19 protein-coding genes and 1 pseudogene are annotated in these 23,999 nt (G+C 41.0%); 10 read left to right on the top strand and 10 right to left on the bottom strand.

The window, feature by feature from the left end:
* The first annotated feature begins 1 nt into the window (after nucleotide 1).
* Both WJR50_RS16830 and WJR50_RS16825 read left to right on the top strand, forming a co-directional pair.
* Nucleotides 2-862 carry a DUF4249 family protein gene (locus WJR50_RS16830; RefSeq protein ID WP_341294475.1) on the top strand — a complete coding sequence of 287 codons (861 nt, stop codon included), beginning with the start codon at nucleotides 2-4 and terminating at the stop codon, nucleotides 860-862.
* A 57-nt stretch (nucleotides 863-919) separates the two neighbouring features.
* Complete coding sequence (locus tag WJR50_RS16825) at nucleotides 920-2,842, top strand: RecQ family ATP-dependent DNA helicase (protein ID WP_341294474.1); 1,923 nt, start codon at nucleotides 920-922, stop codon at nucleotides 2,840-2,842.
* Nucleotides 2,843-3,353: 511 nt separating this feature from the next.
* Here the strand turns inward: WJR50_RS16825 and WJR50_RS16820 are convergent.
* Nucleotides 3,354-4,829 (bottom strand): sodium/proline symporter, encoded by a 1,476-nt coding sequence (locus WJR50_RS16820; protein ID WP_341294473.1) that lies wholly within the window; start codon nucleotides 4,827-4,829, stop codon nucleotides 3,354-3,356.
* Between the two features lie 7 nt (nucleotides 4,830-4,836).
* Nucleotides 4,837-6,351, bottom strand: coding sequence for a serine hydrolase (locus WJR50_RS16815; protein WP_341294472.1), 1,515 nt, complete (start codon nucleotides 6,349-6,351; stop codon nucleotides 4,837-4,839).
* Nucleotides 6,352-6,636: 285 nt separating this feature from the next.
* On the opposite strand from WJR50_RS16815, the gene WJR50_RS16810 reads away from it, so the two are divergent.
* Nucleotides 6,637-7,836: an aspartyl protease family protein gene (locus WJR50_RS16810; RefSeq protein WP_341294471.1), complete on the top strand. Its 1,200-nt coding sequence runs from the start codon at nucleotides 6,637-6,639 to the stop codon at nucleotides 7,834-7,836.
* On the opposite strand, the gene WJR50_RS16805 is transcribed toward WJR50_RS16810, so the two are convergent.
* Complete coding sequence (locus WJR50_RS16805; protein WP_341294470.1) at nucleotides 7,837-8,880, bottom strand: transglutaminase domain-containing protein; 1,044 nt, start codon at nucleotides 8,878-8,880, stop codon at nucleotides 7,837-7,839. It lies immediately after the preceding gene.
* Between the two features lie 112 nt (nucleotides 8,881-8,992).
* Nucleotides 8,993-10,672 (bottom strand): energy-dependent translational throttle protein EttA, encoded by a 1,680-nt coding sequence (gene ettA, locus WJR50_RS16800; protein ID WP_341294469.1) that lies wholly within the window; start codon nucleotides 10,670-10,672, stop codon nucleotides 8,993-8,995.
* 210 nt (nucleotides 10,673-10,882) lie between these two features.
* Here ettA and WJR50_RS16795 point away from each other — a divergent pair, with 210 nt between their 5' ends.
* Both WJR50_RS16795 and WJR50_RS16790 read left to right on the top strand, forming a co-directional pair.
* Nucleotides 10,883-12,283: a DUF349 domain-containing protein gene (locus tag WJR50_RS16795; protein ID WP_341294468.1), complete on the top strand. Its 1,401-nt coding sequence runs from the start codon at nucleotides 10,883-10,885 to the stop codon at nucleotides 12,281-12,283.
* 203 nt (nucleotides 12,284-12,486) lie between these two features.
* On the top strand, nucleotides 12,487-12,708 hold the full coding sequence (locus tag WJR50_RS16790) for a DUF2795 domain-containing protein (protein WP_090257868.1): 222 nt from the start codon (nucleotides 12,487-12,489) through the stop codon (nucleotides 12,706-12,708).
* A gap of 32 nt (nucleotides 12,709-12,740) precedes the next feature.
* On the opposite strand, the gene WJR50_RS16785 is transcribed toward WJR50_RS16790, so the two are convergent.
* Together WJR50_RS16785 and queA are read right to left on the bottom strand one after the other, a co-directional pair.
* Complete coding sequence (locus tag WJR50_RS16785; RefSeq protein ID WP_341294467.1) at nucleotides 12,741-13,415, bottom strand: 2-C-methyl-D-erythritol 4-phosphate cytidylyltransferase; 675 nt, start codon at nucleotides 13,413-13,415, stop codon at nucleotides 12,741-12,743.
* A 16-nt stretch (nucleotides 13,416-13,431) separates the two neighbouring features.
* Nucleotides 13,432-14,478 (bottom strand): tRNA preQ1(34) S-adenosylmethionine ribosyltransferase-isomerase QueA, encoded by a 1,047-nt coding sequence (queA, locus tag WJR50_RS16780; RefSeq protein WP_341294466.1) that lies wholly within the window; start codon nucleotides 14,476-14,478, stop codon nucleotides 13,432-13,434.
* Between the two features lie 157 nt (nucleotides 14,479-14,635).
* Here queA and WJR50_RS16775 point away from each other — a divergent pair, with 157 nt between their 5' ends.
* Nucleotides 14,636-15,883 carry an ABC transporter permease gene (locus WJR50_RS16775; protein WP_341294465.1) on the top strand — a complete coding sequence of 416 codons (1,248 nt, stop codon included), beginning with the start codon at nucleotides 14,636-14,638 and terminating at the stop codon, nucleotides 15,881-15,883.
* Here the strand turns inward: WJR50_RS16775 and WJR50_RS16770 are convergent, their stop codons facing one another.
* On the bottom strand, nucleotides 15,884-17,173 hold the full coding sequence (locus tag WJR50_RS16770) for a cation:proton antiporter (RefSeq protein ID WP_341294464.1): 1,290 nt from the start codon (nucleotides 17,171-17,173) through the stop codon (nucleotides 15,884-15,886).
* A 58-nt stretch (nucleotides 17,174-17,231) separates the two neighbouring features.
* Complete coding sequence (locus WJR50_RS16765; RefSeq protein ID WP_341294463.1) at nucleotides 17,232-18,071, bottom strand: universal stress protein; 840 nt, start codon at nucleotides 18,069-18,071, stop codon at nucleotides 17,232-17,234.
* A gap of 318 nt (nucleotides 18,072-18,389) precedes the next feature.
* Between WJR50_RS16765 and glpK the strand changes: the two genes are divergently transcribed.
* The 3 genes from glpK (at nucleotide 18,390) to WJR50_RS16750 (ending at nucleotide 22,288) form a co-directional block, all read left to right on the top strand.
* Entirely contained in the window at nucleotides 18,390-19,877 is a 1,488-nt protein-coding gene (gene glpK, locus WJR50_RS16760) for a glycerol kinase GlpK (RefSeq protein WP_341294462.1), read from the top strand.
* A 70-nt stretch (nucleotides 19,878-19,947) separates the two neighbouring features.
* Entirely contained in the window at nucleotides 19,948-21,507 is a 1,560-nt protein-coding gene (locus WJR50_RS16755; protein ID WP_341294461.1) for a glycerol-3-phosphate dehydrogenase/oxidase, read from the top strand.
* A gap of 40 nt (nucleotides 21,508-21,547) precedes the next feature.
* The gene (locus WJR50_RS16750) at nucleotides 21,548-22,288 is read left to right on the top strand and encodes an MIP/aquaporin family protein (protein WP_341294460.1); all 741 of its coding nucleotides are present in this window, start codon (nucleotides 21,548-21,550) and stop codon (nucleotides 22,286-22,288) included.
* A 16-nt stretch (nucleotides 22,289-22,304) separates the two neighbouring features.
* Here WJR50_RS16750 and WJR50_RS16745 read toward each other — a convergent pair whose 3' ends face one another.
* Together WJR50_RS16745 and WJR50_RS16740 are read right to left on the bottom strand one after the other, a co-directional pair.
* The gene (locus WJR50_RS16745) at nucleotides 22,305-22,886 is read right to left on the bottom strand and encodes a T9SS type A sorting domain-containing protein (RefSeq protein WP_341294459.1); all 582 of its coding nucleotides are present in this window, start codon (nucleotides 22,884-22,886) and stop codon (nucleotides 22,305-22,307) included.
* A 49-nt stretch (nucleotides 22,887-22,935) separates the two neighbouring features.
* Nucleotides 22,936-23,379: a hypothetical protein gene (locus WJR50_RS16740; RefSeq protein ID WP_341294458.1), complete on the bottom strand. Its 444-nt coding sequence runs from the start codon at nucleotides 23,377-23,379 to the stop codon at nucleotides 22,936-22,938.
* A 235-nt stretch (nucleotides 23,380-23,614) separates the two neighbouring features.
* Between WJR50_RS16740 and WJR50_RS16735 the strand changes: the two are divergent.
* Nucleotides 23,615-23,999 (top strand): annotated as a pseudogene (locus WJR50_RS16735) (hypothetical protein); the annotation flags it as partial.

The raw sequence follows: 23,999 nt of genomic DNA, 5'->3' as shown, positions 1-23,999 counted from the left end.
CATGAGAGATTACATAATATATTTCATTGCCCTTCTACTTTTAGGAAGCTTGGGAGCTTGCCAGGAAGTGATTGACTATGAATTACCGGTAGATGAGCCTCAGCTAGTGATTGAAGGGAATTTGACCTACTGGGCTGATGAGCCCGAAAAAAATATAGTGAGCGTCAGTGTTTCTCAATCAGGAAATTATTACGATCAGGAGGTCTATAACCTGGTAAATGACGCAAACCTACAGCTTGATGATTTGACCAATGGAATCACTTATGACTTACCGCCTATTGAAGACCAGGAAGGTATATATCAGAATCAAACAATCCCTTTAGTCCTGGGCGACACTTACCGTTTGAGGGTAAGCTATCAGGGAAACGAATATGAATCTACAGGTACAATTTTACCAGTAGCTGAACTGGATTCTTTTTCATATAGCTATCGTGAAGAGACTGCCTTTTTAGAGGAAGGGTACTACTTTTTCTTTAGTGGAAGGACACCCAAAGAAAGAGGCATTAATTATTATCGTTTCAAGATTTACGAAGATGACTCTCTCTATAATGATAGAGGCGACTACCTGATCCAGAGTGATGAGTTTCTTCGTGCAGAAATAGATACCCTACAGCTGGCGAACTATGCTTTTGAGGTAGGAGATTCTGTACGTATAGAGATGTATAGTCTGGAAAAAAGTATGTTCAGCTATTATAATGAATTGGTTGAGCTGCTTTTCAACGACGGAGGCCTGTTCAGTTCTCCTCCCAGCAATCCGACCACTAACATCATTAATATCACCAACCCTGATCAGCCTCCTTTAGGTTTTTTCCAGGTTTCTTCAGCCCTGGGAGGTGGAGCCACCATTGAAGAAAAAGAATAAGATTTGAAATCAATCTGCATTTAGTTACTTTCTGCAAAACTACAATATTGATTTTCAATGTCCGCTAGAGCTATACTGAAACAATACTGGGGCTATGATCACTTCCGACCTATGCAGGAAGAAATCATTGAAAGTGTGCTCTCAGGTCATGATACACTTGCCCTTCTTCCTACAGGTGGTGGCAAAAGTATTTGTTTTCAGGTACCGGCTTTGCTACGGGAGGGCGTTTGCATCGTAATCTCACCGCTCATCGCCCTCATGAAAGATCAGGTGGAACAACTCCGACAAAGAAAAATATCAGCAGTTGCCATCTATTCAGGTATGAGCAGACGGGAGATTGACCTGCATCTTGATAACTGTGTATACGGCAATATTAAATTCTTATACGTATCTCCGGAGCGCCTCAAAACCGATATTTTTATTGAACGGGCAAAGCGTATGCACATAGGGCTTATAGCCGTAGATGAGGCACACTGCATTTCCCAATGGGGTTATGATTTCCGCCCACCATATCTGGAGATCGCTGATTTTCGTGCGCTTTTTCCTGATATCAATATAATTGCTCTCACTGCTACGGCTACCCGAGAGGTTAAGCAGGACATACAACAAAAGCTAGCTTTTAAAAATGCGAAGCTATTCCAAAAAAGCTTTGCCAGGGCCAATTTGTCCTATGGTGTACGTAGAGTGGAAAACAAAGAACAAAAGCTGCTGGAAATTTTGCGCAATATTCCTGGCACTGCAGTCATCTATGTGCGCAGCCGCAAACGTACTCAGGCCATTGCTCAATGGCTTCAAAAACAAAAGATTAGTAGCGATTTTTACCATGCTGGCCTACGTAATGACGAACGCTCAAGAAAGCAGGAGGAATGGATAGCCAATAAGACCAGAGTTATCGTAGCAACCAATGCTTTTGGGATGGGCATTGACAAACCCGACGTACGTGTGGTGGTACATGTAGACCTGCCGGATAATTTAGAGGCTTATTATCAGGAAGCCGGTCGTGCCGGAAGAGATGAGAAAAAAGCTTATGCGATCATATTATACGATCAGAGTGATATTCAAAATTTAGAGCGTAGAATAGAAGACGCCCATCCTGACCTTGCTCATATCAGGCAGGTCTATCAAAATCTGGCCAATTACTACCGGATTGCGGTGGGCAGCAGTAACATGGCTAGTTATGATTTTGACCTGAATGATTTTATCAAAACTTACCGCTTGCATAGTGCTCCCACCTATTATGCCTTACAAAGATTGGAAGAGCACGGACTCATACAACTCAATGAAGCCTATTTTACGCCTTCCAAACTCCATATTCTGATAGATCATACCGAGATGTATAAATTTCAGGTAGCCAATGGCAGATTTGATCCCTTGACGAAAGCTCTCCAAAGGCTGTATGGCGGTGAGTTGTATGCAAATTATGTGAGTATCTCTGAGAATGAGCTGGCCCGCCAACTGAAAATTCCTTCAGTACAAATCCGAAAACTGCTCAGTGCTATGGCTGATATGGAAGTAGTAATGTACCAAGAGCAGAAAGATAAACCGCAGTGTACTTTTATGACGCCCCGTTATGATAGCAACCGTCTACCGATCACCAATAAGGACATTGAGCAGAAAAAGTCTATTTATAAAGATAAGGTAAACGCAGTAATCCACTATACCGAACATCAGCATCGCTGCAGGACTCAGTTACTGCTTGAATATTTTAACGAAATCAGCTATGATGCCTGTGGCATCTGTGATATTTGTGTAGAAAAGAAAAATCTCCGTTCGCCTCAACATGAAGCCCTAAGTCAGGCTGAATATAAGGAGCTAAACACATTGGTAAAAAAGTACCTTACCGATACTCCTACTGCTTCCGAAAAGCTACTCGCTGACCTACAGCCTGCAAATGAACAACAACTATTGGAAACTATTCGCCTAATGCTTGATTATGGAGAACTATATTATGATGAGCAAGGTAGATTAGCAGTTGATTGATACTTTTTAATCTACCTTGGGTTTAAATACATCACTGATATCTATTAGTTCTAAGTAGGGCTTCAAACATTTGGTGGTAGTAAAAGGGATTATGTTTGAGACTTTACTTTTACGCGTATCAAACCATATTTCTGCATAAAATTTACCAGTGAAGTATAGAAATACTTTTCTTCCGGCAAAATAACGGCTGCATAGTAAAACTCCATTTCCAAGGATGAATTGGGTCCTTTCTTCTAGAGATAGTCTGTGAAACGAATACAAATTATCCATATGTTTATGTATATTACTTTTTTTATGCAAAATAGCACATATGTATGAAAATATCTAGCTTAGGTACTTTTTTTTAAGCTCATAATCTAAAAAATTATCATAATCGCAATATATAATACTATTTTTTCAACTTTCCATACTAAAAATGAATTTATTAAAAGCTAAATGCAATAAAGCAACATAAAGTAAATTGATATAAAATCATCAAAATGTAAATATTATGTAAAAGAATATGAATTTATTACTTGTTTCTTGTCAGTAAGCTGACAGTGACTCCAAGAAAGATAGAAATAATAAAGGAAGGAAACAGCTCAGCTATATTTTGAAAGTATATACCATATTCTGGTAGTTCAGGCAAAACAAACTTAAAAACCGGCACGCACAAAAAGCCACTTACCATGGAAGCAATAGCACCTTTCTCGTTATAGTCTTTCCAGAATAAGGATAAGATCATTACCGGGCAGAAAGTAGCGGCGATACCAGACCAGCCAAAAATCACAAACCAAAAAATAGTGCGGTTTGGTGAAGTTAAAGCCACAATCATAGCCAGTAAAAGAGCTGTGAAAGACAAAACCAGCGTAATCTTCTTAGAAAAAAGGGATAATTGAGCATCTTTCAGACTGGGATGGAATATCTTCTGATAGAAGTCACGAGAAATTGCGCTGGAGGCCAGTACCAAGAGCGAATCAATGGTAGACATGATCGCTGCCAGAATAGCTGCAATATACATTCCACTGATAATATCGGGCATTAAAGTCTCAACTAACAAAATAAGTACACCCTGCCCTCCATTTCCTAAAACCGCTACCGGATCATCAGCTGGAGAAGTTAAATAGTACCTCCCCAATATTCCGATGGTCACCGCCGATACATTCATAAAAAGTGTAAGCGTCACCGATATCCATTTGCCAATATCTATTTCAGCAGTATTCTTAATAGACATGTATCTTACAAAAAGCTGGGGCGAGCCCAGATAGCCTAAGCCTATCATCAGGAAGCCTATGATTTTACTTATGCTTATCGCAGTAAGCCCTTCGCTCCCCCAGATATTCAACAGACCAGGGTCAATACTTTTAAGGTCGGCAGTAATTTGCCCTATGTCCGCAGTAAATAAAAAATAAGCAGGTATGGTAAGCAAACCCATGAGCATGATGGAACCCTGAAAAACATCTGACCAGGCCACTGCTACAAAACCTCCAAACGACATATAAGCCACTACAATCAGGAATCCGAAAATTGCTCCTAAGAAATAGTTCCAGCCCAAAAAAGTCTCAAACGCAGTGCCGGTAGCATCAATCTGAGCACTTACATAAATCATCACAAAAAGAGAAAGTGCAGTGGCGGCTATTCCTCGCAGCCAGGGTGAGCTTGCTTTAAAGCGGCTCTCCAGATAATCGGGTATAGTAATGCTATCAAATTGATCAGTAAGGCGCTTGAAGGGTTTTGCCATAAAAAACCAAGCTATGATTTCTCCCAGCAAAGTACCCAGTGCCACCCAGTATGCATATACTCCAAAAATAGCTCCCATACCGGTAAGCCCTAAGAGTACCCAGGCGGATGCCCCGGTAGCACGGGTAGAGAAAGCTACTACCCAAAAACCAAGCTTCTTACCTCCTACGTAATAGTCTTTAATGTCTTTTACCCTGGCTGCTGCTAGTAAGCCAATACCAAATAGCGCTAAAAAGTAAATGATTAATACGATATACTTGGCTGTCATCCTTAAATTATTGGCTCAGGCTGGAGAGGGCTCGTTGAGAGGCATTAAAAGCATTAATTTCTTTATCTGTTTGTTTGGGGTTTACCTGGATTGATTTTTTGTAATAATAAGAGGCATCCTCATATTTTTTTTCTTCGTAATACACGTCGCCCAGGGTATTATAGGTTCGCCATCCAGGATTGACTTTAGCGTTTAGTTTGAAAAATTCTACTGCGGCAGTTCTCATGTTAGCAGCTAATAAATCTTGAGCCACCAATCTCAGTTGTTCTTCTGTATCATCATATTCATATGGAAAAGACTCAACCAGCTCATAATATTTCAGAATAGCTTCTCTTATACCCTGCTCTTTACTCACCTTCAGCAATGAGCTGCGGAGTGAACGCTTGGGTACTTCAAAGGGTAAATTGTACAACACATTTTTTACCTCCTGAGTAACCTCGTTCATACGGGCTGTGCTTACATTACCGGTATTGCTCAACATCACTACCAAATGTTCATCATCCACAAAACGAGCAATAAAAGAACTATAGCCTGTGATATGGCCACTATGAAATACCAATTCAGTCTCTTCATTATTTTCAAGAGGAATAGAGGCTACTCCCATACCATAGCCGTAGGAATTATTGTAAGGAGGAATCCATGAATCGCTAGGATCGCTATAGGGTGTCATCATCTGGCGAATACCTTTTTTGGAAAGCAGCTTATGCGTATATAAAGCTCTATCCCACAGATACAAATCTTCTACCGTAGCATACATATTACCTGCTCCCTGCAGATTATCCATATGCATAGGGCGAGCATTTTCGTAGGACTCTAATTCCCTGACATAACCATAAGCCCGCTTATTGATGAGTTTTGTCCGCTTATCTATACCGGAAGCCATCATTTTGGCAGGAATGAGAATTTTCTCTTGTAGAAGTTGATCAAAAGGCAAACCGCTCACCTTCTCCAAAAGCACGCTCAGCAAAAAGTATCCTGTGTTATTATAACTGTATTTTGTACCTGGCTTAAACTCTAAATCACCACTGCAAAACTTCTGAACCAGTTGTTCTTTATTGTAGCGATTGACCAAAGAGTCTGACCACACGTAAGGAATGCTGGTATAATTAGGAATACCGGAGCGATGTGTCAAAAGATGATGAATTGTAACCTGTTTACCAATATCGGAGCGATACTCAGGATAATACGTTGAAATGGCACTGTCCAGATGAATTTTACCCTCTTCATACATTTGCATGACCAGCATGGCTGTAAACTGCTTACTGATAGATGCTATGTCAAAGCGGCTATCCACCTGATTGGGTATGTTCCACTCACGGTTCGCCAGGCCAAAAGCATTTTTGTAGATTATTTCCCCTTTTTCAGCTACCAATACTGCCCCCTCAAAGCCTTCATGCTCATGATATTTACTAAATATTTCATCAATAGCTTTACGTTTATCTAATGACTGCCCCCCAACAAGGAGGGATATAAACATCAAAGGGAGTAAAACAAAGATTAATTTATTGAATAGGCTTTTCATAAAACATTCCTCCGGCTTAGCGATTTAAATAGCTATAAAGTTAAAAATAAATCACAAAACCCATCATCTAAATGCACAGTCAAGAGTTAACTCCTAATTATATTTTCTCTCAATTCTCAGCTGAAAGTATTGACAAATACCCTATCCACCGAACATGTGTATGAGAGAGAGTTTTATTTCACAATTTTAATAGGTATATTTTAAGTTGATTGATCGTACTGGTATCATGATTGTTAATAATATACTTTGTAGTTTCAAATCAAACCACAGTGTAATTTGTCAGTAATGAGAATTTCCCAAGCCAGATTATACTTCTTGTTATTATTGCCATTAGGCGGTCTGTTTTCTGGTCCACGCGTTTTTGCTAAAGGCACTTTGGCATCTGTTCCTTTTGAATTATATGCCGAGCATATTTTTATTCAAATTCGGGTAAACGGATCTGATCCTCTCAACTTTATTTTTGATACCGGAGCAGCTTCTACCGTGATCAGTCAGCAAAAAGCTGAGCGAATTAAACTCACAAGTGATGGCTTATCATCCGTAAAAACAGCCAAAGGGCCTTCTCTTATTTATTACTCCAAACGTAATCAGGTGAATGTCGGCGGCCTGTCCGTAGATAATGTGCGTATCTCTCATCTTTCTTTAGCTCATCTGGATAAGGTATTGGAGAGAAATGTGGATGGCATCATTGGTCACGATTTACTTGATCATTATGTGATTATTGTGAATTATGACAATTTTGCATTAGACTTTTATGACCCTAATGATTTCCAGCCTCCCAAAAATTTTACGGCTCACAAGGTTGAACTAATTTCAGGAAGACCTTATATCCATGCAGCCCTTACGCTTGCTAATGGGGAAACGCTTGAAGGCAGACTGCAGATTGATAATGGTTCAGGCTCTTCTATCACCGTTTATTCACCTTTTGTAGACGAATACAAGCTTTTCTCGAAAGTTGGCCGCACCGAGTTGGTGTACACTATGACATTTACCGGCCTGATTGACAAAAATTATGCTGGCAGACTTGATGGTCTGGATGTTGGAAATTATCGCCTTACCAATATCCCAATTCGGCTTAACCGCTCAAAATATCAAAAAAGAGCTTTTAAGGATGGTGTAGGTCACATTGGAAATGGTCTACTTAAACGCTTTAACATTGCTTTCGATTATAAAAACGGCATTACTTACTGGTATCCTAATAATTCATTTGTAGAAGAGTTTAAAGATGCCTATTCAGGCTTGGTAGTCAAATCTGATCAAAAGGAAGACCGGATATTTGTAAAGCATGTTTTTGACAACTCACCAGCCTCTGTGGCGGGATTGGCAGAAGATGATGAGATTGTGATGATCAATAATGTAAAAACAGAAGGTCGCTCATCTTATGAAGTGAACGACCTCCTGAATAAATCTGCCCGAAATATTGAAATTGTGATTAAAAGAAATAATGAGATTAAGAGGCTAAATCTTCATCCTAAAACATTATGATTAGCTTTTCAATGCTGATTTCATTGCTTTAATATTGTCTTCGCTATGTTTAATGTTTTTGGCAACAAAGTCTTTTTCTATATCTGCGCTGCCATCTTTTACTTTTTGTAATAAGGCTTGAGCCTTCTTAAGATACTGAAGTGCATCTTCCTGAGCACTTATCGCATGCTCAATTTCCTCTCTAGACCTCAGTTCTCTACTGATGTTTTTCATTATATGATGCGCATAGTCCATATACCCCCGGGCCATCACTACATGATTTTCCGGATTAAATGAATAAGCGGCCTCAGCTAATTTAATAGTACGCTCAGCATCCTCTAACGCATCCAGTGCCTCAATCTGCTGATTGTAATCTATGCAATTTTTCCCGGCAGATAACTCTAGCGCTATAGCTTCATCTCCTTTGGCGAAGGCTTTGAGACTTACCGGACAATCCAATAGCTGCCACATCGGATGTAAAGGCATGTGATCTTTGATAAAAACTTTAGGGTCAGAAAGAAAATACTGCTCATTAAAATAAGCTACATATTGCATTTTATCATTTAGTCCTCCTGCTCCCCAGGTTGCGTCCAGTAAATACCACTTATTATCAAGATATACTGCATTCCAGGCATGGTCAGCAGTACTGAAATCCGTACGATTGCTGTTACCAAAGCCTTTGCTATAGCCGGGTACCATTCTGCTGCTGATGCCTACCTCATCACAGAGCGCAGTAAACAAATCGGCATATCCTTGACAGACAGCTTTCTTTCGCTTAAGGACATCTTCAGCGGTAATATTCAACGATGATCCCGGGCGGTAACGACGAAATAAATCCACATCGTAAGTGATGTTTTCAGACATCCATACAAAAAAGCTTCTTACTTTTTCAAAGTCATTTTTTGCAGGCTTGGTTAAATACTGGGCCAAATCTTCTACACTACGATTGTACTTGGCAGGAGTATTTCGGGCATGCTCATCAATTTTACTGTACTCGGAAGGAGGATTGGCTACGCTAAACTGAAATACCAGCAACAATACGCTTAACAACATGAACTTTCTCATATCACCTTTTTCTTTCAAAGGTCATGGATTAGTAGCTATTTTCTAATCCACAACCTTTAGTTTTCTTACACAGGTTTGCAAAGTTAACGTTGTATGATGCAGATAAATTTCCTTAGGCTATCTTCTTGTATTTGATACGTTTAGGTTCAGTATCTCCCAGCCTTTTCTTGCGGTTTTCTTCATAATCAGTGAAGTTACCCTCAAACCAATATACCTGAGAGTCTCCTTCAAAAGCCAGAATATGCGTAGCTACTCTGTCCAGAAACCAGCGGTCGTGAGAAATGATAACCGCACAACCCGCAAAACTTTCCAGAGCCTCTTCCAACGCACGCAGTGTATTGACATCCAGATCATTGGTAGGCTCATCCAGCAGCAGTAAATTCGCTCCTTTTTTGAGCATCATAGCGAGGTGTACACGGTTACGCTCTCCACCCGAAAGTTTACCCACTTTCTTCTCCTGATCTGCTCCGCTAAAGTTAAACTTACTCACATAAGCTCTGGAATTCACCTGCCTTCCACCCAATTCAATCAGTTCATTACCTCCGGAGATGGTTTCCCACACACTTTTGTTGGGATCCAGCACATCATGTTCCTGATCCACATAAGCCAACTCTACAGTAGGCCCCAGATCCAACTCCCCCTGATCGGGTTTATCTTTTCCAGTAATTAAATTGAAGAGTGTAGTCTTTCCTGCACCATTAGGACCTATCACACCTACAATGCCCGCCTGAGGAAGATTAAAGGATAAATCTTCGTACAGCAGCTTATCCCCGAAAGCCTTGGATACATGCTCTGCTTCAAGCACTTTGCTCCCTAGGCGTGGTCCCGGAGGAATAAATAGTTCAAGCTTGGCCTCTCCCTCTTTGGCTTCTTCATTATATAATTTATCGTAAGCACTGAGACGCGCTTTGGCTTTTGCCTGTCTCCCTTTGGGAGTCATGCGTACCCACTCCAGCTCACGCTGCAATGTCCTTTGCCTTTTAGACTCAGATTTTTCTTCTTCTGATAATCTTTTCTGCTTCTGCTCCAGCCAGCTGGAATAATTACCTTTCCAGGGAATACCTTCTCCCCTATCCAGTTCCAGTATCCATCCGGCCACATTATCCAGGAAGTAACGGTCGTGAGTAACGGCAATTACCGTTCCTTTATACTGCTGCAGATGTTGTTCCAGCCATAGCACCGACTCAGCATCCAGATGGTTGGTAGGCTCATCCAATAATAAAACATCTGGCTCCTGAAGGAGTAAACGGCAAAGAGCCACTCTTCTTTTTTCGCCACCAGAAAGCTTACTTACTTTTGCATCAGAAGGTGGAGTGCGCAAAGCATCCATAGCTCTCTCCAGGCGACTGTCAAGCTCCCAGGCATTTACGCGATCCAGTTCCTCCTGAATCTTGGCCTGCTTGTCAATCAGTTTTTGCATACCGTCTGGATCTTCCATTACAGCCGGGTCGGCAAATGCTTCATTCACTTTTTCAAACTCTTTGAGCAAATCTACAACCTCCTGCACCCCTTCTTCTACCACCTCTTTTACTGTTTTCTCAGGGTCAAGCTTAGGCTCCTGCTCCAGCATTCCTACTGAATAGCCAGGAGAAAAAACCACTTCTCCCTGATAGTTTTTTTCTGTTCCTGCGATAATTCTGAGTAAAGTAGACTTCCCTGCCCCATTCAGACCAATCACTCCGATTTTGGCACCATAATAAAATGATAAGTATATATTTTTTAATACCTGCTTCTGGGGAGGGTAAATTTTACTCACACCCGACATGGAAAAAATGATTTTTTCATTACTCATTGTTACTAGAATTTTATAGTGTTGCGCAATTACAAGACGTACTAAAAAAATATCTTGCAAGTTATTATGGATAAAGAATAACAAATTAATTATAAATTCAACATATTTTTGCGCGTAGCACAAAATTTAATTATCATCGTAAAGGGTAAAACATGCATTAACAAAGCGCTTTTTATCGCTAATAATCAATCTTAAACTAACATTAGAAAAGTGGAGTCAAAGAATCCCTACGGTTTTATCAAAGACGGTAAAATCTATCGTAATGCTTTTCTTGAATATCCCGAAAGAGAAATCGGAGAGGTCAGAGAAAGTGAAGAGTCGACCATTAAATATTTTGAGGACCGCTTTGCTATGGCGGAAACCAAAGTACACAACCTTAGTAAGGCCATTGAAGAGTCCGATAATAAGGGATCATACCTGATGAAGCTGGTTCATATGCGCGAGCAGCTCGCCAATTTTGATGCACTGGGCGACTATGTGGTTTTGTACGAAAAGCTTGATGAGCTTGAAGAAATGCTTAGAGATATCATCTCTAAGAATAGGGTGAAAAACCTGGAAATTAAACAGGCACTTATCGCCGAGGCTGAAGTGTATGAGAACAGTACCGACTGGCAGGAAGCAGCTGACCAGCTTAAAGAGATTAAAAATAAGTGGATACGTACCGGAGCAGTTGATAAAGAGCATGAAGAAGAAATAGAAGGACGTTTCACTGAGGTGTTAGACAACTTTTTTCAGCGCCGCAACCAGTTCTTTGAGGATCGTAAGAAAATGATCGGTGACCGTATCCAGAAGTACTACGATATCATATATGAACTCAGAGGACTGCAACGCAGTGATGATCGTCAGGCCGCAAAAGAACGAGTAAAAGAGTTACAGTCTGCCTGGCGTGATATTGGCAAAATCCCTCCTAAATTATACGGTAAGCTTTTTAAAGACTTCAAGTATCTTACAGGAAAATTCTTCAGACCTCAGAACCGGTATCCTTCTGGTGGAAGTAGTGGTGGCTATCGTTCCTCTCAGGGAGGAGGATACCGCGGCTCCTCATCTTCGCGGCCCGGAGGTGGTTATCGCTCTTCCGGAGGCAGCAGCTTTTCTCCCCGAAGAAAACCTGACTTTCAGCAGAACTCTGAATATAATGTAAGTGAGATGCTGGAGCGTAAGAAAGAGCTTCTTTCTCAGGCTAACCAGCTTGCTGAAAAAGACAGTGAAGATGTGGTAGAAGATGTAAAAAGACTGAGGTTTTTGTGGAAAAGAACCGGAAAGCTTCCTCGTGAAGTAGGAGGTAGCATTACTTCCGACTTTATCAGGGCTTGTGATATGGCCAGTGAAAAAAGTTTTCTAAATCGTTTGGTGCAATCCAAAAATCCTGACTACACTAATATTGATGTGCAGGAAAAAATTAACCTGAAAATTAATCTTTTAAGCAACCTAATCGTAAGAGACGAAAAAGAACTTGATCTTTACAAAGAAAATGCGGATAAGTTCTCCCCTGGCTCTTATAACAATATGGATCGGGAAGTTCAAATCAAGCTGAAAGCGCAGCAAAGAAAAGTGGCTGTAAAGAAAGCTTTGATGGAAGAGTTAATTAATGACTTAAAATCCCAGAAATAATTACTCTTTAATTTGTTGTTTTGAACTTTTTTTTATTGCATGTTATTAATCACATAATTATGCATTTTATAGGTGTACAGTATTTCTTGAACTGGTAAGGAATTTGTTTTCCTAAGAATGTTTTTTGAGATTTCGTTTGCAATATTACTTTATTACATTTTATTGTTTGAATCAATTAGTTAGAAAAGAAAAAGATTAGGATCATGTACTGGACATTAGAATTAGCTTCTTACCTTGAGGATGCCCCCTGGCCCGCGACAAAGGACGAACTCATTGATTTCTCCATCCGTTCGGGAGCTCCTTTAGAGGTAGTAGAAAACTTGCAGGAATTGGAAGACGATGGTCAGCCTTATGAAAATATTGAAGAGATTTGGCCTGACTATCCGACCAAAGAAGATTTCTTCTTTAATGAGGATGAATACTAATAGTATTTAAGAGAAAAACTGCATAAAAGCTATTAAGGCAGGGAGCTCCATAACGCCTCTGCCACTCTTAAATCCTCCTGGGTTGTTATCTTGATATTTCTGTAATCCCCCTCTATAAGATTTATATTGGCACCTCCGGCTTCCAGCACACTGGCATCATCAGTCATAACTTGGTTGTCTATCCTTTTGTATGCTGCTTTGATTAATGAAAGCTTAAAGGTTTGGGGTGTCTGAATCAGGCAGTATTCGCTACGGTCTACAGCTTTATTATTTTCCCCTACCCTCCAGCGAATAGAATCCTTAAGCGGTACAGAGACAATGGCATTTCCTTTTGACTCTGCTTCTTCGTATGATTTTTCAATTATTTTTGATGATACTAATGGCCTTACACCATCATGTATAGCTACCAGCCCTTCCTGGGCAGTAATTGCCTCTAAGCCATTCCTTACAGAGGCAGTTCTATTTTGTCCTCCTTCAACGACTTGAGTAGTATGTTGAAAGTTAAACTCATCACAGAGCTGTTGCCACCGGCTTATTTCCTGTTTGGGAAGCACAAGTACGATGTGAATTTGCTGATCGTATTGGTAAAAGGTATTTATTGTGTGCATCAAAATAGGCTTATCATGAAGCATAATAAATTGCTTAGGGGTAGATAAGCCCATTCTGCTGCCACTTCCTCCTGCTACAATTACAGCAAATTTTTGCACGGGAAAGAAAGATTTATTAGATGATTAGCATAGCGTCACCGTAAGAGAAAAATTTGTATTTCTCTTTCACAGCTGTCTCATAAGCATGCATCATCAATTCGTAACCTCCAAATGCGCAGGCCATCATTAATAAAGTGGATTGAGGTAGATGGAAATTGGTTACCAGCGCATTGCAGATTTTGAACTCATAAGGAGGAAAAATAAACTTATCCGTCCAGCCATTATTTGCTTTTAGTCGTCCATTGGCAGAGACAGAAGATTCTAAGGCACGCATGGATGTAGTTCCTATTGAACAAACTCTCTTCTTGTTGTCTAAAGACTCATTCACCAGGGTTTCAGTAGTTTTACTGATCTCAAAGTTTTCAGAGTCCATTTTGTGCTTTGTAAGGTCTTCTACATCCACCGAGCGGAATGTTCCTAAGCCTACATGCAGGGTAATCGGAGGCATATGTACTCCTTTGATCTCCATTCTCTTCATCACCTGTTGCGTGAAATGGAGACCAGCCGTAGGGGCTGCTACAGCTCCCACATTCTTAGCATAAATGGTCTGAAAACGCTCCCGGTCCTCAGCTTCTACTTTTCTTTTGATGTATTTAGGCAGAGGTGTTTCTCCTAATGAATCAATGATTTTATAAAACTCCTCATTCTCACCATCATACAGAAAGCGGATTGTTCTTCCGCGAGAAGTGGTATTGTCTATTACTTCAGCTACCAGTTCGCCATCGCCAAAATATAATTTATTACCTACTCTGATTTTTCGGGCAGGGTCTACCAGCACATCCCAAAGATGCATTTCCTGATTTAGCTCTCTCAGCAAAAATACCTCAATCTGAGCACCGGTTTTTTCTTTGTTACCATACAAACGGGCAGGAAAAACTTTGGTATCATTGATTACTAAAACATCACCCTCGTCAAAGTAATCTACAATGTCTTTGAAAACCTTGTGCTCAATTTCACCAGTATCACGATGCACCACCATCATCCGTGCTTCGTCTCTTACTTCTGCAGGATACTGTGCAATAAGTTCTGAAGGAAGTTCAAACTTAAATGCCGATAATTTCATAAGATGTAATCAGAATTAATTAGCTTGCTATTATATTAAGGAATATGTCTGCCAAGACAGATGTGCCTGTAAAGCAAATCGCAAAGTTACACATTTGTTTTGAAATCGTAACATATTCAAATTTAAATTCACCAATTAGCTGGCAGATAGGATTAACATGATCTTTATCAAATTAGTTGCTGAGAGCCTGATTTTTGCGTGGCAAGCTTTAAAAGCCAATGTTTTGCGTACTGTACTTTCCCTTTTGGGAGTTACTGTAGGCATTTTTGCGATTATTACGGTATTTACTGTTGTTGACTCACTAGAACGTAGTATTCGCGATAGCCTGTCTTTTTTGGGTGATCAGGTGATCCGTGTAGAGAAATGGCCCTGGATTTTTGAAGACAATTATCCCTGGTGGAAATATTATAAGCGTCCTCAACCTACACTCACCGAGTTTGACTTTCTTCAGGAAAATATCTCCCTGGCCTCCAGCCTGACAATTTTTGCAGAAAGAGGAAACGCACTGCTCCAGCACGAAAGCAGCAGTATGAACGATGTGCAGCTGATCGGAGTGTCTTTTGAATATAATCAGGTGTATGATACTCCTCTTACGTACGGCCGTTACTTCTCTCCTCGGGAAGTAGAGCTGGCGAGAAATGTAGCCATTATCGGCAGTGAAATAGCGCAAACGCTTTTTCCTTACTCTAGCCCTTTGGGTAAAGAGATCAAAGTACAGGGACTTAAATTTGTAGTCATTGGCGTGTTTGAGGAGCAGGGAGAAAATTTTATTGACACGCCCAGCCTGGATGCTACCTGCCTTATTCCTTATAATAGTTTTTTAAAATTATACGCTAGTGGCAGCAGGTATGGAATAGGTTCTACCATTGGTATTCGTGGTTATGAGCAAGATGAAGGGCTGAAAGAGTTGGAAAATGAAGTTATTGGTCTGATGCGTAGCCGACGTGGGCTTCGTCCGCTGGAAGAAGATGATTTTGCCATCAACCGACCGGAAGCCTTCGCAGAAGTAGTAAGTAATATATTTGATGTGATTGGCATCGCCGGTTGGATCATTGGTAGCTTTTCTATCCTGGTAGGTGGTTTTGGTATCGCCAATATTATGTTTGTTTCGGTGAAGGAACGCACCAATATCATTGGTATCCAGAAAGCCCTGGGCGCAAAAAATCATTTTATACTCTTTCAGTTTTTGTTTGAGTCTATTTTCCTCAGTCTCTTCGGTGGACTGGCAGGATTATTTCTGGTTTATTTGATTACCTTTATTCCTATTGGCTCACTTGTCCTGGTTCTGACTCCCAAAAATATCATCTTAGGCCTTACAGTTTCCAGCCTGGTAGGAGTAATTTCAGGATTAATTCCTGCCTTAGTAGCTTCCCGTATGGACCCGGTAGAAGCTATCCGAGCCTAATTATTTAGGATTGGGTGAGCTTTCGGTACTTGTTTTCCTGACTGTGTTTGTTTTGTCCTGCCACTCCAAACAATACTTCATCAAAGGAGCTGAGGTGACAATAGTCAATATTACCATGACGAGTATGGCCACAAATATTTCGTCACTAATAAGTCCTGCTTCCAGCGCTATTGCTCCCAGTATCACTTCCAGAGTACCATGGGTATTCATTCCGAAACCAACTGCTAAAGCCTGGGGACGCTCTAAGCCACCACTTCTTGCCCCAATGTAGGCGCCACTGACTTTTCCTACAAATGCCAAAACAATCAAAACCACAACCAAAGGGAGATTAAAACTGCTGACAAAATTGATATGCAGACCAATGGACACAAAAAATAAAGGAGCAAAAATGCTATTGATGAAATGATGCAAAATCTCTTTGGCTCTTTCTGTAAGATGCTGAGAATCTCCTACTGCTACGCCAATAATAAATGCCCCAAAAATTGCGTGAATCCCAATAAACTCTGTAAAAGCTGCTGCCAGAAGGCAGAAGGCCATCGCAATGGAAAGTACTCCTCCCGGCCAGGACATCTTTTTATTGATCCAGGGTAATCCTTTATTAATCAAGCCTTTACCCAAAGTGAGCATACCTAATGTAAATCCAATCGTAAGTAAGATTGTCTGCCATACCGCCATACCTGCACTATTACCCATCATACTGAGGATTACAGTAAAAATTAACCACCCTAAAAGGTCGTTGATCATTGCAGAAGCGATAATCAACATACCCATCCCTGACTTAAAAAGAGATAAATCCATTAATATACGGGCAATAACTGGCAAAGCAGTGATGGCCATCGTGGTGCCAATAAAAAGTGCAAAAACCAGCCTTTGATCACTATCGCTACTTAACCTAAAGAAGTCAGGAAAATAATAGGTGACCAGGAAACCGATAATGAAAGGAATAGTTAAGGCAAACAAACTGGTAAGTAAAGCCTGTTTTCCCTGTTGCCATACAATGTGCAGTTCTACTTCTAGGCCAGCAATGAACAGCAATAATATCACTGACATTTGTATAAAGCCATCCAATGCAATTGAAGTAGGTCCACTTGAAGGGAAAAGCCAGTGAAATGCTTCCGGTGAAATAGCTCCTAATATGGTTGGTCCGAGTATGATACCAGCAATAATTTCACCCACAACTGCAGGTTGTTTAAAGATACGGAACAACTCAGCCAAAAGTCTTCCTACCCCCAACATAAGGCTAAGTTGAATGAGCAGGCTGACTACTTCGGCGTGGTTAAGTTTTTCCATATAGCTCTAAACAGATGTACCTGTCTAAAGATAATAGAAAAAAACAAATACAAACTAATCAGGGATTTTGAACTACCAGAAGATTAGAGGGAAGATCGGCCAGTAAATATTCCATATCATGAGGAAAGATACGGTCAATAAGGTTGAGCTTATGTTTGGGTGCGCTCAGTATGAGCAGGTCAGATTTTACCTTACGCGAGAACTTTGCAATCTCAAATTCAGGCTTGCCTGCAATTACTTTAACGTTAACGTTAATTCCTCCGGTATCCAGTTTTTTGAGTAGCTTATTTACATTCTGCACTTCTTCGTCAACGATTTTTCTTTTAGTAAGTCCGTATTCATCCTCATTACCTTCTTCTCCGGCCACCGCCATTGCCAGTCCCAGCATACGCACCTCTCGCAAAATATGGATCTGAAGCGCATTTTCCATTTTACCCAGTGCTACTCCCTTAGACAGAGTAGCAAATAAAGCTTCCTTTTCTCCTCCATTGATCACAATCTTACGAAATGGCTGTGGCTGATGAGAAGGATGAATAAGTACCAGAACCGAACACTCTGCCTTGCGCAATATGGTACGGGCTACTGAACCTATATAGTAACGGAAAATATTCTCTTTCTTCATGGCTCCCGCTACCAGCAGGTCCACTTTTTCTTTATGACATACTTTTAGAATCTGCTTGGCGGGCTCTCCTTTTTGCCATACTACTTTCACTTTATCTTTCTCAAAGCCGATTTCATCCAGCTTTTCTTCAAGGAGTTGTTCCTTATCATCAGACTTGTTGCCTATGTGAATAATTACCAAGTGTGCATTAAAAAGCTCCTGGAAACGCCTGGACTCATGCAGGATAGCTTCATAACGAGGGGAGAATGCTAGTGCGATAGCGAGTTTTTTGAACATTGTAAGTGCAAGAGAAGCGATAAAACCTGATACAATATAAAAGTAATTTATCCAAATCCTGTGCTAATCTGGATGAATAGAAATATTTATTTTTTATCAGTTAAGGATATTTTTATATCTACAAACAATCGGGGATAGCCTATTCCCATAATTGAAAATACTAAAAAGAATATCCTTTTTTTGATGGAATTAAGAGATTTTTAGTATCATGGGTAGCCTTATGAAAAATATTTTTTTTAGTCACTGAAAAGCTAAATTGCTAAAAAACAATCTTAATACTTTGCCGGAATAAGGTTTAAGTCTTATAACAACTAACCTATGGAAAAATATATCCTTGCCCTTGATCAGGGAACCACTAGCTCACGTGCCATTATCTTTGACTATCAGGGCTCAATGGTCGCAGTAGCCCAAAAAGAATTTAAGCAATATTATCCCAAACCAGGCTGGATAGAACATGATGCTGATGAAATCTGGGAAACCCAACTTGAGGTGGCCAAACAAGCCATCAAGAAAGCACATCTGAAAGCAAAGCAGATCGCTGCCATTGGCATCACCAACCAAAGAGAAACTACTATCATCTGGGATAAAGAAACAGGCAAACCGATTTATAAAGCAATTGTCTGGCAGGATCGGCGCACTTCAAAATACTGTGATCAACTCAAAGAAGAAGGCTTTGAAGAAACTATCCGTAACAAAACAGGGCTCATCTCAGATGCCTACTTCAGTGGCACTAAGGTTAAGTGGATTCTTGATAATGTGCCGGATGCCAGAAAAAAGGCTGAACAGGGAAAACTTGCGTTTGGTACAGTGGATAGTTTTCTGATATGGAAACTTAGCGGTGGCCATCTCCATATTACCGATGTCACCAATGCCAGCCGTACTTTGCTGTATGATATCCATAAACTATGGTGGAGCACTACGATCACCAAAAAATTTGATGTACCTATGGCCATGCTCCCCCAGGTAGTACCCAGCAGCCAGGAGTATGGTGAAACTGATCCTAAGCTTTTCGGAGAACCAATTCCTATCGGGGGTATTGCCGGAGACCAGCAGGCCGCCCTCTTCGGACAAATGTGCATTCAGGAAGGGATGATCAAAAATACATATGGAACTGGGAGCTTCGTTGTGCTGAATACTGGTAATAAACCGATTCTTTCTAAAAATAAGCTACTTACCACTATAGCCTGGCAGATTGATGGAAAAACTACTTACGCCCTGGAAGGTAGTATTTTTATTGCCGGAGCAATCGTGCAGTGGCTCAGAGATGGCTTAGGAATCATCAAATCCTCCTCTGAAATAGAAGCACTTGCTAATACTGTAGAAGATAATGGTGGAGTATATTTAGTGCCTGCGCTCACTGGACTGGGCGCCCCTCATTGGGACCAGTATGCAAGAGGAGCAATTTTGGGACTTACCCGTGGTACAACCGATGGGCACATTGCTCGTGCAGCCCTGGAAAGTATTGCTTACCAGGCAATGGATGTGCTTAGAGCAATGCAGGCAGATGCTGATATTGAGTTTAAAGAATTAAGAGTGGACGGTGGAGCGACTGCTAACAATACACTGATGCAGTTTCAGGCAGATTTGCTGCAGATACCCGTAGTGCGTCCTAAAGTAATGGAAACCACAGCACTTGGAGCAGCCTATCTGGCCGGTCTGGCAGTAGGCTACTGGAATAACCTGGAAGAGATACAGGATCAGTGGCAGATGGATCGTACTTTTGAACCTGACAAGAATTTTGACTCTGAAGAGTTGCGCAAGCAATGGGACAAGGCTATTGGAAGGTCAAAATCCTGGATTGAGTAATAAACAATTTTTATTTCTCAGACTTCTTTTCTTATAACTGCTATTAGCACTAATTTAAAACCCCTACGTGATGGATAGAGATATTATGATCAACACCATAGCCGAGCATGATACGATTTGGGATGTTATCGTGATTGGTGGAGGTGCAACCGGACTAGGTACAGCACTAGAGTCAGCCTCCCGTGGATATACTACTTTGCTTCTGGAACAGGCAGACTTTGCCAAAGGCACTTCCAGCCGCAGTACCAAATTAGCCCACGGGGGTGTCCGTTATCTCCAGCAAGGGGACGTTTCTCTGGTAGTTGAAGCTTTGCATGAGCGAGGCCTGATGATGAAGAATGCTCCCCATCTGGTAAGAAATCAGGCTTTTATCATCCCTACCTACGACTGGTGGGGAGGCCCATTTTATACCGTTGGTATGAAAGTATACGATGTGCTGGCAGGTAAGCTTGGCCTTGGTCCCTCCAAAAGTCTCACCAAAGAGGAAACCCTTGAACTGCTGCCCACCATAGAATCAGAAGGGCTACGCGGAGGAGTAATCTATTACGACGGACAGTTTGATGACGCCCGTTTGGCAATCAATCTGGCCCAGACTTGCGCTGACGCTGGCGGGACCCTGGTAAATTATATGAAGGTAAAAGGTTTACTTAAAACCAGTGATATGGTGAGTGGGGTGATTGCAGAAGATATGGAGACCGGCAAAGAATACCAGATACAATCCAGAGTGGTAGTAAATGCCACCGGTGTCTTTGTGGATGATGTCATAAAAATGGACAACCCGGAAGCCAAAGATATTGTCCGCCCTAGCCAGGGAGTGCATATCGTACTGGACAAAGATTTCCTGCCCGGAGAATCGGCAATTATGGTTCCTAAAACAGAGGATGGCCGGGTACTTTTTGTGGTACCCTGGAACAACAAGGCCATTGTTGGCACTACTGATACACCGGTTGAAAACCCGAGCTTGGAACCTAAAGCACTGGAAGAAGAAGTTGAGTTTATCCTTGAGCATGCCGCTAAATATCTGAGCAAAGACCCTACCCGTAAAGATGTGTTAAGTGTATTTGCCGGACTTCGCCCATTGGTGAGTACAGGTGATGGCAAAAGCACTGCTCAGATTTCACGCAGCCACTCTCTTATGGTATCCATTAGCGGACTGGTCACCATTACTGGAGGTAAGTGGACCACTTATCGCAAGATGGGAGAAGATACAATTGACAAAGCTTCTCTTATTGCTGGTTTGGAGGAGAGACAAACCAAGACCAAAGATTTGCGTATTCATGGCTGGCTAAAAAATGTAAACAGAGAAGACCCTCTGTTTTTTTATGGGTCAGATATTATTGCTATTCGTAAGCTTATTAACAAAGAAACAGAACTGGGAGAGCAAATCCATAAAGATCTGCCTGTAGTGAAAGCACAGGTGATATGGGCTGCTCAACAGGAGATGGCACGAACTGTAGAAGATTTTCTTTCAAGAAGAACCCGCTCTTTACTGCTCAATGCCCGAGCCAGTATTGAAATGGCACCTGAAGTTGCCAGGCTTCTTGCACGTGAGCTAGATAAAGATAAAAACTGGGAAGATCAGCAGGTAAAAGCCTATACCAAGCTAGCTGAAGGATACATACTCAAATAGATTATACAATAACCTCATATTACTAAACTACTTATCAAAAATGTCAAACTTCACAGCTGAGTTTATCGGCACCGCTCTGCTCATTTTATTGGGGAATGGAGTGGTAGCAAATGTTGTACTCAACCAGACAAAAGGTAACAATGCCGGATGGATCGTAATCACTTTTGGATGGGGAATGGCTGTTTTTGTAGCCGTTTTTACCGTGACAGAATATAGCGGGGCACATATCAATCCTGCCGTAACTCTAGGCTTAGCCGCAGCGGGAGTATTTGAATGGGCCAAAGTACCCGTCTATATTCTTGCCCAAATGTTAGGTGCTGCTTTCGGAGCTTTACTGGTTTGGCTGTTTTACCGTCAACATGTAGAAATTACTGAAGATCAGGATGCAAAGCTGGCCATTTTTTCCACCATACCCGCCCTCAGAAGTCCTCTAAACAATATGATTTCTGAGATTATAGGTACTTTTGTACTCGTATTCGCTGTGCTATATATTGCCGCTCCTTCATTTACTTCGGCTGATTTTTCCAGTGATACTGAATTTGGCCTGGGCGCGCTTGGTGCTTTACCTGTAGCATTGTTGGTTTTTTCAATAGGTCTTTCTTTGGGAGGAACTACTGGCTATGCCATTAATCCGGCAAGAGACTTAGGTCCACGCCTGATGCACCAGATTCTTCCCGTACATAAAAAAAGAGACAGTGACTGGCGCTATGCCTGGGTACCTGTAGTAGGCCCATCTATCGGTGGTGTACTCGCAGGCCTGAGTTATTTGCTACTGCAGTAGCTTTAGTATTACACCTTCAATACTTAATCAGTTTTCGTTTGTATTGAAGGTTTTTACTACCCATATTCAGAAAGTAAATACCTTTTGGTAACCTTCCTAAATCATTGACTTCAAGGGTATTTTTTCCTTTTAAGATTTCAAAATCGTTTAATGCAAATGTATTTCCATTGACATCATATATTATTATTTCCAATGACTCGCTAGCCATACTGTTGATTAATATGTTAATATGATCAGTGAAGGGAGTCGGCCATAGATTTAAGACACCGGAAGTTTCATTAAAAACAGCAATACTTTTAGAGTACTCGTATTGTCCATCATAGTCTTCTTGCCGGAGACGATAATAAAATATACTTCCCATCCTTGATGATAGCTGTTGGTCTTCGAAGACATATTCAATTTTCCTGGTGGAATTATCCGCTCCCTGTACCTCACCTATTTTTTCAAATTCAAATCCATCAACTGCTCTTTCAATTTCAAAGTGGCTGTTATTTGTTTCAGAAGCAGTAGCCCACTCTAAAAACACAGATTTGTTTTGATAGTATCCTGAGAAATAAATTAACTCTACGGGTATGGGATTTGATAAGGTAGTGGGCATAGCCGTCGCTGTCCCTGTAGAAGTATAATTTCCCTCAATATCACCACAGTTAGATGAGCAGTTGTCTCCAGACCATACTGTTTGAACCCTGCACTGCTATAAAATGTGTATCACCTCCAAAGGCAGTGCCATCAATAACTTCTCCCCCATCTTCAATAATGACTCCTGAATTTTCGCCATTAAATGTTAAACTCCCATAATCCGCACAAATCCAACAAGTTGATTCCATTACCAGATCTCCTTCAACAATCATAACTGCATTATTAAGTGTATGATCTGTTCCTCTGACAGTCACAGTTTCTCCTGCGGGAATGAGAATAACATCTCCATCACCGGGTACTCCGGTGGGCATCCATGTATTATTATTACCCCAATCACCGGTAGTTGCTGTTTTATCTAGCGAAGGCTGACCATAGGAAAATAAAGGAAGGGCTATACATAAAAGTATACCACTCATAGCAATTTGCCATGAGTTGAGTTTTAATAAATGCATAAAAAATTTAATTACTTTTGTGAGCAGTAAACAAACATTATACGCAATGCTATCTTGATTACCTGTGAATAGGCGAAAACCTTACGCTGGTCATGCCATAATCAAAACTCAACTATTAAATTGCGCTCATTAGCCTGAAAAAATAGAAATCATTATCTTTTCCAGTATACTACGGTACAAATGAATAAGTGAGGCACAATAGTTTGTTGTAAAGGTGAACACTAAAACAACCAACATGTACACTCACTTATTGGACGAATTTAAGAAAGTAGTTCCAGACTGGAAAACAGCTCAGCTAAAGAATACGCTACTTATGGTGGCATTGCTATTAGAGGAGAAGACGGTAAACCTTTGGAAGTTGAAAGGATCAGTGGGAAAACTGTTAGGTAACACGGCCACTGATTCTCGCTCACACTACCAGCGTTTGCAACGTTGGCTGTGGTCGGGGAAGGTCAGCAAGAGCATCTGGATAGGCCTGTTGCAGGCTTCGGTAAGCTTATTGAAAGAGAAGGACCCAATATCTGATTGTGGATGGCAGTGGGACGGCAAAACCTATCACTTTCTCACCCTGAGTGTGCTTTACCGAGGGGTAAGTGTTCCCATTTGGTGGCATGACTTAG

Source organism: Catalinimonas locisalis (assembly GCF_038039535.1).
Classification (GTDB): Bacteria; Bacteroidota; Bacteroidia; order Cytophagales; family Cyclobacteriaceae; genus Catalinimonas.
The sequence above is the reverse complement of the archived record's forward strand: the minus strand, read 5'-3'. Positions and strand labels throughout refer to the sequence as shown.